Annotated in this window: 16 protein-coding genes; 7 read left to right on the forward strand and 9 right to left on the reverse strand. The window is 34.4% G+C overall.

Translation table 11 applies throughout. From position 1 onward, the window contains the following. Positions 1-136 precede the first annotated feature (136 nt). The gene (locus tag AABL87_RS10430; protein ID WP_341277313.1) at positions 137-1,174 is read left to right on the forward strand and encodes an alpha/beta hydrolase family protein; all 1,038 of its coding nucleotides are present in this window, start codon (positions 137-139) and stop codon (positions 1,172-1,174) included. Between the two features lie 59 nt (positions 1,175-1,233). On the opposite strand, the gene AABL87_RS10435 is transcribed toward AABL87_RS10430, so the two are convergent. Both AABL87_RS10435 and AABL87_RS10440 read right to left on the reverse strand, forming a co-directional pair. Next, positions 1,234-1,974 (reverse strand): hypothetical protein, encoded by a 741-nt coding sequence (locus tag AABL87_RS10435; protein ID WP_039330326.1) that lies wholly within the window; start codon positions 1,972-1,974, stop codon positions 1,234-1,236. Positions 1,975-2,110: 136 nt separating this feature from the next. Beyond that, positions 2,111-2,518 carry an acyl-CoA thioesterase gene (locus tag AABL87_RS10440; RefSeq protein WP_006258585.1) on the reverse strand — a complete coding sequence of 136 codons (408 nt, stop codon included), beginning with the start codon at positions 2,516-2,518 and terminating at the stop codon, positions 2,111-2,113. Positions 2,519-2,705: 187 nt separating this feature from the next. Between AABL87_RS10440 and dnaA the strand changes: the two genes are divergently transcribed. The 3 genes from dnaA (at position 2,706) to AABL87_RS10455 (ending at position 5,425) form a co-directional block, all read left to right on the forward strand. Continuing rightward, complete coding sequence (gene dnaA, locus AABL87_RS10445) at positions 2,706-4,145, forward strand: chromosomal replication initiator protein DnaA (RefSeq protein ID WP_006258586.1); 1,440 nt, start codon at positions 2,706-2,708, stop codon at positions 4,143-4,145. Then, on the forward strand, positions 4,145-4,600 hold the full coding sequence (locus AABL87_RS10450) for a low molecular weight protein-tyrosine-phosphatase (protein WP_006258587.1): 456 nt from the start codon (positions 4,145-4,147) through the stop codon (positions 4,598-4,600). Before dnaA ends, AABL87_RS10450 begins: the two co-directional genes overlap by 1 nt. A 99-nt stretch (positions 4,601-4,699) precedes the next feature. Continuing rightward, on the forward strand, positions 4,700-5,425 hold the full coding sequence (locus AABL87_RS10455) for an SAM-dependent methyltransferase (protein ID WP_006258588.1): 726 nt from the start codon (positions 4,700-4,702) through the stop codon (positions 5,423-5,425). A gap of 73 nt (positions 5,426-5,498) precedes the next feature. On the opposite strand, the gene AABL87_RS10460 is transcribed toward AABL87_RS10455, so the two are convergent. Both AABL87_RS10460 and AABL87_RS10465 read right to left on the reverse strand, forming a co-directional pair. Next, positions 5,499-5,810: a DUF6787 family protein gene (locus tag AABL87_RS10460; protein ID WP_006258589.1), complete on the reverse strand. Its 312-nt coding sequence runs from the start codon at positions 5,808-5,810 to the stop codon at positions 5,499-5,501. Positions 5,811-5,906: 96 nt separating this feature from the next. Beyond that, positions 5,907-6,932, reverse strand: coding sequence for a threonine aldolase family protein (locus tag AABL87_RS10465; protein ID WP_006258590.1), 1,026 nt, complete (start codon positions 6,930-6,932; stop codon positions 5,907-5,909). Positions 6,933-6,979: 47 nt separating this feature from the next. On the opposite strand from AABL87_RS10465, the gene prfB reads away from it, so the two are divergent. Beyond that, a protein-coding gene (gene prfB / locus AABL87_RS10470) for a peptide chain release factor 2 (RefSeq protein WP_115660748.1) occupies positions 6,980-8,078 on the forward strand; the annotation gives its coding sequence in 2 pieces (ribosomal slippage) (positions 6,980-7,042 and positions 7,044-8,078; 1,098 coding nt in all). 107 nt (positions 8,079-8,185) lie between these two features. On the opposite strand, the gene AABL87_RS10475 is transcribed toward prfB, so the two are convergent. Continuing rightward, complete coding sequence (locus tag AABL87_RS10475) at positions 8,186-9,283, reverse strand: inorganic phosphate transporter (RefSeq protein WP_006258592.1); 1,098 nt, start codon at positions 9,281-9,283, stop codon at positions 8,186-8,188. A 19-nt stretch (positions 9,284-9,302) separates the two neighbouring features. Next, the gene (locus AABL87_RS10480) at positions 9,303-9,947 is read right to left on the reverse strand and encodes a DUF47 domain-containing protein (RefSeq protein ID WP_029988676.1); all 645 of its coding nucleotides are present in this window, start codon (positions 9,945-9,947) and stop codon (positions 9,303-9,305) included. 653 nt (positions 9,948-10,600) lie between these two features. Here AABL87_RS10480 and AABL87_RS10485 point away from each other — a divergent pair. After that, positions 10,601-12,229 (forward strand): acyl-CoA carboxylase subunit beta, encoded by a 1,629-nt coding sequence (locus AABL87_RS10485; RefSeq protein WP_006261778.1) that lies wholly within the window; start codon positions 10,601-10,603, stop codon positions 12,227-12,229. A gap of 69 nt (positions 12,230-12,298) precedes the next feature. Here the strand turns inward: AABL87_RS10485 and AABL87_RS10490 are convergent, their stop codons facing one another. The 3 genes from AABL87_RS10490 to AABL87_RS10500 form a co-directional block, all read right to left on the reverse strand. Next, complete coding sequence (locus tag AABL87_RS10490) at positions 12,299-12,442, reverse strand: hypothetical protein (RefSeq protein ID WP_232297408.1); 144 nt, start codon at positions 12,440-12,442, stop codon at positions 12,299-12,301. A gap of 220 nt (positions 12,443-12,662) precedes the next feature. Continuing rightward, positions 12,663-13,607, reverse strand: a complete 945-nt coding sequence (locus AABL87_RS10495; RefSeq protein WP_006265845.1) for a YeiH family protein — start codon at positions 13,605-13,607, stop codon at positions 12,663-12,665. 70 nt (positions 13,608-13,677) lie between these two features. Next, positions 13,678-14,574 carry a LysR family transcriptional regulator gene (locus AABL87_RS10500; protein ID WP_006264258.1) on the reverse strand — a complete coding sequence of 299 codons (897 nt, stop codon included), beginning with the start codon at positions 14,572-14,574 and terminating at the stop codon, positions 13,678-13,680. 182 nt (positions 14,575-14,756) lie between these two features. Between AABL87_RS10500 and AABL87_RS10505 the strand changes: the two genes are divergently transcribed. Continuing rightward, positions 14,757-15,437, forward strand: coding sequence for an aspartate/glutamate racemase family protein (locus AABL87_RS10505; protein ID WP_006264259.1), 681 nt, complete (start codon positions 14,757-14,759; stop codon positions 15,435-15,437). Positions 15,438-15,896 lie beyond the last annotated feature (459 nt).

Raw genomic sequence — 15,896 nt, forward strand, 5'->3', positions numbered from 1 at the left:
TCACTCAATAGTCTATTTTAGATACAATTAGCTTTTTCTCCTTTATTTGTAGTTTCAGTACTGAAAAAATACTGTTGAGTTAAATATATTATTTTTCTATTCGCGTACCTGCTTATATTTGGCTAAAAATACAGCTATGCGTTGGAAAATACTTGCAGCAATCTTTACTACCTTTCTCATTATTTTTCTTTATTTTTTCTTCTTAGGAAGTCAAGATTTTGATGACACGACGATTACACAAAAGGAAGTAATCTTTACTTCACAAGGAGAGGAATTGTCTGCCACTTTATTTCTACCTAAAAAAGAGTTTTTTAAAACTGCTCCTATCGCTATTTTTATTCATGGAGATGGCCCACAAAACAAGACCTCTAACTCAGGCTACCTTCCTTTAATACATCATCTAGTAGATCAAGGAATTGCTGTATTTACCTGGGACAAGAAAGGTATAGATAAAAGCAAAGGAAATTGGTTAAACCAATCCATCACGGACAGAGCTGTAGAAGCTAAAGATGCTTTTGACTTTCTAGTACATGACAAAGGAATTGCTCCGAATAGAATTGGATATCTAGGTTTCTCTCAAGGAGGCTGGGTCATTCCAAAAGCAGCTATCCTTACTAAGCCTGCTTTCTCTGTTATCATCGGAGGAGCCGTTAATTGGATGGATCAAGGTTATTACTATACAACTAAACGCTTAGAGGAAGAAGGATACTCAGAACAAGAAATAAAACGAAAAGCAGACTCTATACAGCAAGCAGATTATAAACTATTCACTGATTTTAATGATTGTACAATTAAAGAATCAGAAATAGAAAAAGATAGATTCTTATTCATTGCTAGAAATCTCAAAGCTGATTCTTCTGTTGATTTACAAAATATGCAAGGTCCTCTATTAGCCTTATGGGGAAGTGATGATCTTAATGTCCCTGCTGGTACCAATGCTCAACTTTATCAACAATATACTTCTAATAGAGAATCAGACACTACCACTATCAAAGTATATCCAAGAAGTACACATGGTCTACTAAATGCAAAGTTATTCAACTATCAATTAGATGCGCAATGGCCTGAATGGAAAAAGTGGTTATTTGTCTTCCAAGGTCGTAAAGCTTATAGTAAAGATGCTTTATTTGATATCTCTACTTTTATACTTAAGACCAATAAAAAAACTGAATAATAGCGTACTATTACTCAGTTTCTATAATAATATCATGATATGATTCTACATTAAAATCATTATTCTTCTAAATCCATAAACCCTAAGAAATCAATATATTCTTGAGCTAAATAAAGTTTAAAACCTTCTGTGCGCTCTACTTTTATTTTTTCAAAACTAGGCTGAGCTACTACGTAGTAAAGAAATGCCTCTAAACGTTCTTCAGGAATTTTAAAATCTTCTAACAGTTCTTCTCTAGTGTAGTCATCTAAGAACTGCTGCACTTTTATATCTAATTTTTCATAAAGAATCGCCTGTTTATCTCTTTTCTTTTGACCAGATATCATATTAACTAAGGCATCTAAACTAATTCCCATTCCATAGTTAGATGTTGAGGAAAAAACAGTATTATTCTTTTTATAACGTTTCTCTGCTGCTGTAAGGTTTTTATTAGGAACACCTTCAAAGAAGTCATCACCAAAATCTTTGCGAACAATGATAATCTCATCTAAGGACTGCCCTTTTTTAGTCATTAGTACATTAAACCTACTGGCATTCAAATCTTCTTTGCCAATGATATAATTAACAGAAGCTAACTTCTTATCAGAAAAACGAATAGTATCCCCTACAGCTGCATCCATGATAAAATACCCACGTCCATCAGCTTTAGTCACTTCTTTACTTCTTTTATTTTCAATAGTAACAGGAACTACATTTCCATCATATAAACGTACACGACCATCTAACAACTTTGGTTCTTGTGCATACGTCCCTATTGATAAAAGTGTACCTAGGCTCATCAGCCAATATATTGGTTTCATAATTTATAATCTTTTGTGTAAATATAAATATTTGTTTTAAGTAATGCTGTACCTAATTTGTCTTTTTTACCATTAAAAGACAACTAACAAAAACAATTGTTCAACTAGATTATTTTTATTCACTCTAAAATGACTGCTATTTTTCTAACATTTGTATTTTATCAACAACATAATCTGGTGCAGCCATTGGTCTTCCTGTTTCCATATTCACAAACACTAAAACGGAATTACCTGTTGTTAATAAATCGCCTTTTTCGTTATATAGTTCATAATCAAATTCTATCTTCACAGAACTAAGTTTTTTAAAGATTGTACGTATGGTTAAATCGTCATCGTAGAAGGCTGATTTCTTATAATTCATAGTTAACGATACCACAGGTAACATAACACCAAGTTCCTCCATTTTCTTATACGATATACCTAAGTTCCTCAACCACTCAACTCTCCCAATTTCAAAGTATTGCGCATAGTTACCGTGATATACAACGCCCATTTTATCTGTCTCCGCATAACGTACGCGAACCTTATAATCAAAATATTTCATAATCTTTCTAATAAACTTGTGAGTTATTTTTTTTCTTATACTTAACAAATTATTTTATACTTTGCAATGACAAAAAGGTTTTTTTATCCCAAAAATTGTTCACATATTTGCCACTGAAATAAGAGGTCATTTTCTCCCCTTGAAAATCCCTCAAAAGTAGTAACTGTTTTTATAATTCTAACCTAAAATGCACGATAATACAATTAAGACAGCAGAATCTGTATGGAATAATTGTCTTGAATTCATAAAGGATAACATCCAAGAACAAGCATTCAAGACATGGTTCATGCCTATTAAGGCTATTGAGCTTACAGAGAATGCTCTTTATATTCAGGTGCCTAGTAAGTTTTTTTACGAGTGGTTGGAAGAACACTATGTAAAAATCCTAAAAGTAGCCCTAACAAAACAGTTAGGAGCTGAAGCAAAGTTATTGTATAAGATTCAGATGGAAACTCCTTCTGGAAACAAACAACCTTATACAGAACAATTACCAAGTACACAAAGAGGTCCAGTAAAACCTCAAGAGTTAGATGTACCTATTCAAAACAAGAATCCAGAATTAAAAAACCCTTTTGTAATTCCTGGAATCAGAAACGTAAAAATCGAATCTCAGTTAAATTCAAACTATTCATTTGATAACTTCTTAGAAGGTGATTCAAATAGATTGGCACGTTCTGCTGGTATGGCTGTTGCGAATAAACCAGGTGGTACTTCTTTTAACCCACTTCTTATTTTTGGAGGAGTTGGATTAGGAAAGACTCACTTAGCACACGCTATCGGTGTTGAAATTAAAGATCTTTACCCAGAAAAAACTGTCTTGTACATTTCTGCTGAAGTCTTTACTCAACAGTATATTGACTCTGTACGTAAGAATACGCGTAATGACTTTATCTACTTCTATCAATTAATAGATGTACTTATCGTCGATGATATTCAATTCTTATCAGGTAAATCAGGTACACAAGATGTGTTTTTCCATATCTTCAACCATTTACACCAAAATGGTAAACAAGTAATTCTTACTTCTGATAAAGCACCAGTAGATATTCAAGATATCGAACAACGTCTTTTATCTCGTTTTAAATGGGGATTATCTGCAGAGATATCACACCCAGATTTTGAAACAAGAGTAAAAATTGTTGAAGGAATATTATTCCGTGATGGAGTAGATATGCCAAAAGAAATAATCGAATATGTAGCTAAAAATGTAAACTCTAATATTAGAGAATTAGAAGGAGCTATCATTTCATTAATCGCTCAATCTTCATTTAATAAGCGTGAAGTAACAATTGACTTAGCAAGACAAGTTGTTGAGAAATTTGTGAAGAGTGTGAAGAGAGAAATCTCTATCGATTATATTCAAAAAATTGTTTCTGATTATTTCCAAATGGACACAGAAACATTGCGTTCTAAGACAAGAAAAAGAAACATAGTTCAAGCTAGACAACTAGCGATGTTCTTTGCTAAAAAATACACTAAAGCTTCTTTAGCTTCTATTGGTTCACAAATAGGAGATAGAGATCACGCTACAGTATTACACGCTTGCAAAACTGTGGATAATTTATTAGAAACGGATAAGGAGTTTAAGAAATTCCACGATGATATAAATATTAAATTCAGTATGTAATGACAAAAGTATTGATGGTTTGTTTAGGCAATATTTGCCGTTCGCCTTTAGCAGAAGGGATATTACAATCAAAGCTTTCTACAGAAAGTTTTTTTGTTGATTCAGCTGGTACTGGAGATTGGCATATAGGTAGTCAACCAGACAAACGATCAATAGCTGTTGCTAAAAAATACAATATTGATTTAACTACACAACGAGCAAGACAGTTTAAAGTAAGTGACTTTACTAATTTTGATCGCATCTATGTGATGGACAAATCTAATTACGAAAATGTAATTAAGTTAGCACCTAGTCAAGAAGCTAAAAATAAAGTAAAGTTAATTCTTAATGAAAACACACCAGGTCAAAACCTAGAAGTACCTGATCCATATTTTGGAGGAGATGATGGTTTTGAACATGTTTTTCATCTTTTAGATGAAGTTTGTAATGTAATAGCCAAAGATTTAAAATCTTAGATATATGTAAGTAAAAGGAAGAAAGTCATTTTCTTCCTTTTCTTTTTTGTACTATACTTTATCTTTACCTTTGTACTCTATTTGAGAGAAATTTGACAAATGACAAATAATATACCTACAGGTACACTATACCTAATCCCTATCACCCTAGGAGACACTACAAATCCTATGGACGTTTTGCCACAAACTGTAAAACGCGCTATCGAAATGCTTGACATATTCATAGTTGAAAATGAAAAAACAGCAAGACGTTTTATTAAAAGCATATGTCCTGAAAAAAAACAATCAGAACTTATTCTTTTTCCTTTAAATAAACACACTGAAGTAAGTGAATACAAAGAATATATTAAACCATTATTAGAAGGCAAAAGCGTTGGTGTAATGAGTGAAGCAGGTTGTCCTGGTGTCGCAGACCCTGGAGCAGTTATTGTAGACATAGCTCATAAAAGAAATATTAAAGTAACTCCTTTAGTAGGTCCCTCTTCTATCTTATTATCCGTTATGGCTTCAGGAATGAACGGACAAAGCTTTGCTTTCAATGGATACCTACCTATAGATAAAAGTGATAAAAAGAGTGCTCTTAAAGCTTTAGAGAGAACTTCTCAAGAGAAAAACCAATCACAGTTATTTATAGAAACTCCATATAGAAATAATCAACTGTTACAAGATATGGTACAGATATTAAATCCAAACACTCTTATCTGCGTAGCTTGTGATATAACCTTAGAGACAGAGTTTATACAGACTAAACCAGCTTCTCAATGGAAAAACACAAAAGAAGACTTACACAAAAGACCTTGTATCTTTATCATTCACAAGAACTAAATAGAACAAAAAAAGCTGAAAGTATTAACTAATACTTTCAGCTTTTTTATAAATATAATAATTGGTAAACTTCTTATTTATCTTTTGGCACTAAAGAACCAAAACCCATTCTTCTTAGCATTTTCATCACGAAATTCCAAAAAAAGCGATGTTGTCCAAATATAGTACCCACACAAATCAAAATAACTTTATAAACGGGCAGAATTAGCACAATATACAGAACCCAATATATAAACGGATTAGTTGTAGCTCTGTCTAGCCCTATGCTAGTTAAAATAGGTTTCGATATGTAAGCTGCAGTAGAACCTGTAATTGCAAAAACTAATAAGATTACACCCATTTGCCAATTTGATGTAATACCCCAACGTTGTTTTAATTTTTCCATTATTTAATTTAAATCTAAACAAAGGTAAGTCAATTTCCCTGATCTAAAAACATAAATATTACTAAATAAACGATTTACATCGTCTTACCTCTACCTCTACAATTCTAGTTTAGTAAGAGCTTCTATTACATATTCATGCATTACTTCGCGATAATCTAAATGTGTCACCATACGAAGCCATCCGCCTCCCATATCACTGATAAATATATTCTTTTGTTTCAACTTATCTATAAAGACTTTGTTTTGAGCTATTTCTTGCAGCCTAAAAACGACGATATTAGTTTGAACAGGCAAAACCTCCTTAACCCATATTTTCTTACTTAAAACCATCTCTATTTGCTTCGCTCTGAAATGATCTCTTTGCAGGCGACCAACATTATTTTTTAAAGCGAACAAAGCAGCCGAAGTTAAATACCCAATCTGACGCATTCCTCCCCCCATTAATTTACGTAGGCGAATAGCTTTTTTGATATCTTCTTTCGATCCTAACAACACAGAACCCACTGGAGCTCCAAGTCCTTTAGAGAAACACACTGATATCGTATTAAATAAAGCACCGAACTGACTTGGATGTTGTGATTTAGCCACCAATGCATTCCATAATCTAGCCCCGTCTAAGTGCATCTTTAATCCCTTTTCATTACACACCTCACGAATACGCTCTATCTCACTTAGCTCATAACAAGCTCCTCCACCTAAATTTGTCGTATTTTCTATACAAACTAATTTAGTGATTGGCAAGTGAATATTATTGGGGTCATTATAGTTTTCCAAGACTTGCTCTGCTGTAATACGTCCTCTATCTCCATCTATTAATGCACAACTCACTCCACTGTGCACTGCTATCCCTCCCCCTTCAAACATATTGATATGAGAACTTTTATCACAAATTAAATGATCTCCAGGTTGAGTATGCAATTTTATAGCGACTTGATTTGCCATTGTTCCTGAAGGAAAAAAAAGGGCTGCTTCCATCCCAAACAACTCAGCAACAGCAATTTCTAATTCATTGGTACTTCCATCTTGCTTGTAAACATCATCTCCTACCCTCGCTTTCATCATGTAATTCAACATTTCAGGTGTAGGCTTAGTGATTGTATCACTGATTAAATTAATTTCCATAAATTGATAGGAATAAGTATTTTTGTGCTATAAAAGTATTAAAAATTATGGTAACCACAGAACAACAGAAGGATATTATTGATCGCCTTGGTGCGTTAAGGAGGTATCTTTGACATCGATAAGAAGCTTATCGAAATAACAAACGAGGAAGAAAAAACTTTTGCTCCAGACTTTTGGAATAATCCTAAAGAAGCAGAAGTTATCGTTAAAGCCCTGAAGTCCAAAAAGAAATGGGTAGAAGGCTATGAATCTGCTATGTCTAACCTAGAGGAATTAAAGATTCTTTTAGAATTCTATGCAGAAGGTGAATACACAGAAGAAGAAGTAGTAGAACAGTATGAAAAAACGCTTCAGATTATAGAAGAACTAGAGTTTAAAAACATGCTTTCTGACGAAGGAGATAATATGAGTGCTGTACTACAGATTACAGCAGGTGCAGGAGGTACAGAGAGTTGTGATTGGGCAGCTATGCTGATGCGTATGTACATCATGTGGGGAGAGAAGAACGGCGTTAATGTAAAAGAACTAAACTACCAAGAAGGAGAAGTTGCTGGTGTAAAAACAGTAACCTTAGAATTCGATGGAGAATTTGCGTTCGGATACTTAAAAGGTGAAAATGGAGTTCACCGTTTAGTGCGTATCTCACCATTTGACAGTAACGCTAAACGTCATACCTCATTCGTATCTGTTTATGTTTATCCATTAGCAGATGATACTATCGAAATCGAAATTAGCCCATCAGATATATCTTGGGAGACTATGCGATCTAGTGGTGCAGGTGGACAGAACGTTAATAAAGTAGAGACAGCAGTACGATTGCGTCACCACCCTACTGGTATTATTATTGAGAACTCTGAAACGCGTTCTCAGTTAGATAACAAAACGAAAGCAATGCAACTTTTAAAATCTCAATTATATGAAATTGAGCTTAAGAAGAAACAAGCAATGCGTGATGAAATAGAAGCAAATAAGAAGAAAATAGAATGGGGATCGCAAATCCGTAACTACGTGATGCATCCTTATAAACTAGTTAAAGATGTCCGTACACAATTCGAAACTACTGATGTAGATTCTGTAATGAATGGAGAGATTGACAACTTCTTAAAAGCATATCTAATGATGATGGGACAAAAAGAAGAAGAATAAAAAAAGGAGCTAGCAGCTCCTTTTTTGCTTCATTAACACATCAACTTCCCGTAATAAAAAAAGTGGCACATCGCTGTACCACTCTATATATCTTTTAAACTATATGCTTACATAAAGAATGTAATCAAATAATATACTACCATTGCTATAATAGCTGATACAGGTATAGTTAATATCCAAGCCCATAATAGGTTAATAGTTACTCCCCATCTAACAGCAGAGATACGTTTAGTAACTCCTACCCCGATGATAGAACCTGTGATCGTATGCGTAGTCGATACTGGGATACCTAAGTGCTCAGTCACATATAACGCAACAGCACCAGCTGTCTCAGCAGCCACCCCTTCTAATGGAGTTACTTTAGTAATCTTAGACCCCATCGTTTTCACGATCTTCCATCCTCCTGATAAAGTACCTAGACCAATGAATATAAATGATGCTAACGGAACCCACCACCAGTGCTCTACGAATACTTTAAATGTATCTACTCCATCCACTAGATAAGCTTCATCCATATCTATATTAACATGATAGAAGATAACAGCTGCACCGATAATACCCATTACTTTCTGAGCATCGTTACCACCATGTCCTAAAGAGAACATTGCAGATGACACTAACTGCAAACGTTTAAACCATGTATCACATTTATGAGAATTACCATTTCTACAAATCCACATAATACCCACCGTTATAAAATAGGCTAATATCATACCTAAAAACGGAGCTCCGAAGATAAATAAGAAAATTGGAATTACTTTAGAATATACAATAACATCCTCTCCTCCAGGTGCAAAACCACCTGCATGAGCTACTGCTGCTCCAATAAATCCTCCAATTAAAGTATGCGAAGAAGAAGAAGGAATACCCAACTTCCAAGTCAATAAGTTCCAAATAATAGCAGCTACTAATCCAGCGAATATCACCTCTAAACTAATAAAGTTTTCATTCACTGACTTGGCTATCGTATTACCAATTTTAAACTCTCCAATAATATAAAGAGAGATAAAATAAGCAGCAAAGTTAAATGCTGCTGCCCATAATACAGCTTGGAATGGTGTCAACACCTTTGTAGTCACAATGGTCGCAATAGAGTTTGCTGCATCGTGAAAACCGTTAATATAATCAAACCCTAATGCTAAGACGATAATGATCATCAGCATAATACCAGCTTGATTAGTAAACATTCCTAAGAAAAAATCCATAAATAATGTTTCTGATTAATTAAGCGTATTTTACTGTAATTGTCTCAAGTACATTAGCAACGTCTTTACAACTATCTGTTGCTGTTTCTAGAGCCATCATTACCTCTTTATATTTAATAATCTCAATAGCATTGCTTTCATTCTCAAAGATGTCCGCAACAGCTTTATCAAATACTTTATCTGCTTTACGCTCTAAACGAGAGATATTTTTACTGATTTCTGCTAATGCTGTAAAATTTTTATTGTCTTTTAAGATTAAAAGCCCCTTAGCCACTTCACTACAAGCTTCTAAATTAGCCTCAGTTAATTTGCGCAAAGGTTTTGTTACTTTATCGATTTGATATAATCTCATACGAGATGCAGCATCCGATAAGTGATCCGCTATATCATCTACAGCTGTAATCAAATTGTGGATATCCTCACGGTCAAAAGGTGTGATGAAGTTTTTTCCAAGTTCTACACGTGTAGTTTGAGCGATTGCTTCTATCTCTTGTTTTAATACTTCTACATTCTTTAATAACTGATCTCTTTCTTTAGCTGGAGCATTTACTGCTTCGTTTAAAGTTTCTGAAATTTTCTTAATCTTACCTGCTGCCTTTTCAAATAATGGATAAAACACTTTATCCTTAGGCACTAAAAACTGAAAAATATTGTTTAATGACATCTTATAAATGATAATAATCGGGCGCAAAAGTAAACCTTTTAAGTTAGCTCAATGTTTCCTTAACGTTAATTTTTACGACTTTATTAATACTATTACTTTACAATAAAAACATAACTATCTGAATTACAAATATAAACCTATTTCCCTATATTAATTTAATGTTATGTAATAAAAGTACACTTTCCCCCTTATATTCTTATTTAGCGACGACAATTACCCTCATTAATTACAATTCATCACACCCTCACTTCTTTTTATCTCATTATTCACCATTCCTGATATATAATTTTAAAAGAAGACAATACTATAACCTCATTACCTAACTCACTTTTATCCCTCTTCATTTCATTATTATATCTTACTCATCAATCTACAGAACTACACTTTTATAAATCACCAAATTATACACATTTATCAACTATTCTCCTGAATCTAAACCTCCTTTTACTTCAACAACTGTCATTATAAATATTAATAAAATGAACAAAAGAAAATAGGTATCATGCTAAAAATCGCATCTCCTCATTTTTGGATAGTCAAAATTCTAGTATATTTTGTATTTTAGCGAAAACGATCAAGGATTAGTACACTATTTACTCTCTAAATATAACTTGTACTAAACCACAGACAACAGTGAATCAACCCAACAAACTATGGATATAAACTTCAATAAAAACGAAGACCACAATAAGCTTTTGCTTTCTGATTTAAAAAGAAAATTAGTAAAAGTAAAACAAGGTGGTGGCGAAAAAAGAATAGCTAAACTACACGAGCAAGGCAAAATGACTGCTAGAGAACGTATCGACTATTTACTAGATGATAAGACCAATAGTATAGAGATCGGTGCCTTCGCAGGAGACGGGATGTATGAAGAGCATGGAGGATGTCCTTCTGGAGGTGTAGTGGTTAAAATAGGTTATGTAAAAGGAAAACAGTGTATCGTAGTAGCAAATGACGCTACTGTAAAAGCAGGTGCTTGGTTCCCGATTACAGGAAAAAAGAATCTAAGAGCCCAAGAAATAGCAATAGAAAATAAACTACCTATCATCTACCTAGTAGACAGTGCAGGTGTTTATCTACCTCTACAAGACGAAATCTTCCCTGATAAAGAACACTTCGGACGTATATTCAGAAACAATGCTGTGATGAGCAGTATGGGTATCACACAGATAGCTGCTGTCATGGGTAGCTGTGTAGCCGGTGGTGCTTACCTTCCTATTATGAGTGATGAAGCACTTATCGTAGACAAGACAGGAAGTATCTTCTTAGCAGGTAGTTATTTAGTAAAAGCAGCTATCGGAGAGAGCATTGACAACGAAACTTTAGGTGGAGCAACTACGCACTGCGAAATATCAGGTGTAACTGATTATAAAGCTAAAGATGACAAAGATGCCCTTGACACAATCAAAAATATCATTGATAAAATAGGAGACTTTGACAAAGCAGGATATAACCGTATCAAAGCTGCCAAACCTGCTTTAGCTCAAGAAGACATCTACGGTATCTTACCAAAAGCGCGTAATGAGCAGTATGATATGATGGAGATTATCAAACGTCTAGTAGATAACTCAGAATTCGAAGAGTACAAAGAAGGGTACGGACAATCGATCATCACGGGATACGCTCGTATCGATGGATGGGCTGTAGGTATCGTAGCGAACCAACGCAAAGTAGTAAAAACTAAAAAAGGCGAAATGCAATTCGGAGGAGTGATATACTCTGACTCTGCAGATAAAGCTACTCGTTTTATAGCGAACTGTAATCAAAAGAAAATACCACTAGTATTCTTACAAGATGTAACAGGGTTTATGGTAGGGTCTAAGTCTGAGCACGGAGGTATTATTAAAGATGGTGCTAAGATGGTTAATGCTGTATCTAACTCTGTAGTACCTAAATTCACTGTAGTAGTAGGAAACTCTTATGGAGCAGGTAACTATGCGATGTGTGGTAAGGCTTATGACCCTAGACTTATCTTTGCATGGCCTAGTGCTGAGCTTGCTGTAATGGGAGGTGCTCAGGCAGCAAAAGTATTATTACAAATAGAAGCTTCATCTCTTAAAGCAAAAGGGGAAGAACTAACTAAAGAACAAGAAGAAGAATTATTCAATAAAATTAAAGCGAGATACGACAATCAAGTTTCGCCTTATTACGCAGCAGCACGTCTTTGGACAGATGCTATTATCGATCCATTAGATACGCGTAAGTGGATCTCTATGGGTATTGAAGCTGCAAACCACGCTCCTATCGAAAAACCGTTTAACTTAGGAGTTATTCAAGTATAATAAATAACCTTAAAGGGCTTTCAAGTGCATTGAAAGCCCTTTTTATTATTTGAGAGTTTCTCCTTTTCATTATGGAAGCTCTGTTCTATAAGTTGTATCGTGTATGCTAAACTTACCTTTTATTGATGCACCTGTTTTAGTCTTTGCTTCTAACCAACATTGAGTAAACCAAAATTCAAGTATTCGTTCTTGTTGCTCAGATAGAGTTTGCATTAACTCGTCATACTTCCCTTACAAATAAACTACATAAACTATCTATCATAGTAGGTCTTACTACTTCTAATCTATCTTTTAACCCTTTAATGTAGTAAGCGATATACGTACTTATATTCATGATAAGTGTTAACTATTTATTGCTGATAAACTATAAAGATAATTTCTTTTGTCCAATTTAGTGTGATTTTCAATTTAAACACATTGTTTCCTATCTTTTTTAATTCACATACATAATGTATAGTAGTGAAGTCACAGAGATAAATATCCACAGTCCTACTCCTTCTAATAGAGGTTTAAAACCAACAGATTTCACGGTGCGATAAGATAACGATGTACCGATTAAGAATAAGGTCAAGGTCAATGCTGCTTTAGAAGCTTCTACGATATATGGCCCGATAGACTGTACTGCTGGGATATAAGAGTTCGCTAGCATTGCTAATACGAATAACCCTATAAAGTAAGGCAACTTCACTTTACCTCCTTTATTTTTAAAGAATACCATAGACAAGAACGCTACAGGGATTACCCATAATGCACGAGCTAGCTTCACGGTAGTAGCTACTTCTAGAGCTTGGTCACCATACTTAGCCGCAGCTCCTACTACCGAACTCGTATCGTGTATCGCGATAGCAGACCATAACCCGAAATCTACTTGACTTAGTCCTAAGGCATGTCCTATAGGAGGAAATATAATTAAAGCTACAGAGTTTAAGATAAACACGATTCCTAAAGCTACTGATATTTGTTTCTCATCTGCTTTAATAACAGGAGAAACCGCAGCGATAGCACTACCTCCACAGATCGCAGTACCTGAAGAAACCAAATACGATATTTTTTTGTCTATTTTTAGCACTTTTCCTAATAAGAATCCTAGTGCTAGAGTCAAAAAGATAGAGAAGATAGTAAGTATAAAACCATCCTTACCTGCAGATATTGCACTATACACATTCATACCAAAACCAAGCCCTATCACAGCTACTTTTAACAATAGCCCTGTTGCCTTCTTAGTCTGTTTTGCATACGGGTTCTCGAATAGCTGTGCATAGACTATCCCTATCACTAGTGCTACTGCGGATGAAATAAATGGAAATAAACTAAGCAAAGCTAGCCCTACTAGAAGCACTTTACCTATTGTCTCACGAGTGTTATTTTCTGTTGTCATTTGTATCATTATTTACAGATACAAATTTCCTTTATACACTAAGGAAAAGAAAATACATAATTGTTATAACCTATAACTTTAAGTTATGATTCTGTACAAAGCGAATGAACAGTTCTACCAAAGCGCTTTCTTGTCCTTGACGCTGTATTAAAGAGAAAGTTCTACTGATGTCTAATCCCTCTATATCTACAATGCTCAACTCGTTATACCTCAACTCTTTTAGAATAGCGTGTACGGATAAGAATGCAACGCTATCTGAGTGCATTAAATACATCTTAATACTCTCTGTACTAGAGAAGTTCATCTCATTAGTCAAATCACTTAAAGTTATACCGATCTCTTTAAGTGTAGTATCCACGACATCTAGTGTCCCAGACCCCGTTTCTCTTAATAAAAAAGACAACTCCTTTAGCTCTTGAGGTTTAATACTTCCTCTTTTGGCTAATTCATTATTGCTACTACACACCAAGACGATTTCGTCTTTGATAAAGTCAATATACTTTATCTGAGGATTTTTAGAATACCCTTCTACTAGACCTACATCTATTGTTTTGTTCAGCAGAAGATTCTCGATAGCATTCGTATTATCAGATACTACATCTAGATGCAGATCGTTTACCTTCTTTCTAAACTCTGCTAACAGAGGAGGTAATACATACTGTGATATAGTAGTACTCGCTCCTACTCTAAGGCTTCCGTCCATCTTAGCATTCAGTGCATGTATATCGAACTCAAGATTGCGATAGATAGAAAATATCTCTTCTGCATACGTATAGAGTAGTTCACCTGCTTCTGTCAAGTGTATCTTCATCCCGTCACGTACGAAAAGTTTAGTCTGATAGTTAGCCTCTATCTCTTGGATATGCTTCGTCACAGCAGGCTGAGAAATCAACAATTCCTTAGAAGCCTTCGTGAAGCTCCCTCTCTTCGCTACTGTATAAAACACCTTTAATCTAAAGTCAAACATATAAAACCTTTTTTATCATAGAAGTAATTCTCTCTTAACATGTCCTCTTTCCCTAAACAACAAAATTAATGAATTAATACGGGTATTTTATACTATTTACACAGAGATAAAATCTGACTTATACCTATATTTGACTGTCCTTTTTAGACAAAGTCAATCCATAAAACTAAAAAACAAACTCAATGAAACGAATAGGCATACTAGGTGGTACTGCATACCCTTCTACAACGTTATACTACACGCTATTAAACAAAATGGCTAATGAAAAATGGGGTGGATATCACTCATGCCCTATCCTCTTATACAGTATAGATTATCACAATATCAAAACTAGATATGCTAATCAATGGGATGAAGTACCTAATATCTTAAAACACGAAATCGAAGTTCTACTATCGCTACAACCAGATTGTTTCTTGATAGCAAATAACACCTTACACAAAGCCTATGATGAGATCAAACAGGAAATACTAACTAATATTCCGATCTCACACAGTATAGAACTGACCAAAAAACATATACTAACGCATAATATGAAGAAGGTACTTCTACTAGGTACCCCCTTCACGATGGAAGATGATTATTTTAAATCTCCTTTACAGCAAGCAGGGATAGAAGTAATCATTCCTAATGCTGAAGAAATAGCCCAAATAGGTCAATTCCAATCTATACTTGCTACGGGAACCATCACAGAAGAGATGCGTTCATTCTTTATGACATTAATAGAAGATTACTCTTCTGTAGAAGGAGTGATTCTAGGTTGTACAGAATTGCCTTTAGTATTTAATTCACTTGATATTAAAATACCTATTATAGACACCATGGTATTACAGTGTGAAGACGCTTTTAGTAAGATATCCTAATCCGTAATCGTACAGATAATATTTCTGCATTACACCAATCTTTACCTAAGCAGTAAGCAGGCCTTATCATCTTTATGGATGAGCATATTGAGTTCTGTTTTACTGCTTATTTTCTATAGATAGAATACCTCTTCTAATCCCCATCGGAGATAATTTCTTAAATATTATCTCCCCAACTCATCCCTAGCTATAATGACTCTTTTTCATAGACATATTTACTCCTATGTACTATACCCTACTTTATTTTAGCATGTACATTATTAGAAGGAGAATACATGGAGAATAGAAGAAGCATTGTTCGACAAACATCTTCTCTGCTCCACTATATATGGGGTATTGTCCATGAATTGTCGAGGGATTCTAGTCAAGTGCCCTATTTTACTGGGGTTAAGGCAATATCCATATTGGCTAAAAAAAAGTCAAAAACAAATAACAACGTAAATATCAGCACTTTACAAT

This window comes from Myroides sp. C4067 (genome assembly GCF_038039665.1).
GTDB classification, from domain to species: Bacteria; Bacteroidota; Bacteroidia; order Flavobacteriales; family Flavobacteriaceae; genus Flavobacterium; species Flavobacterium odoratimimum.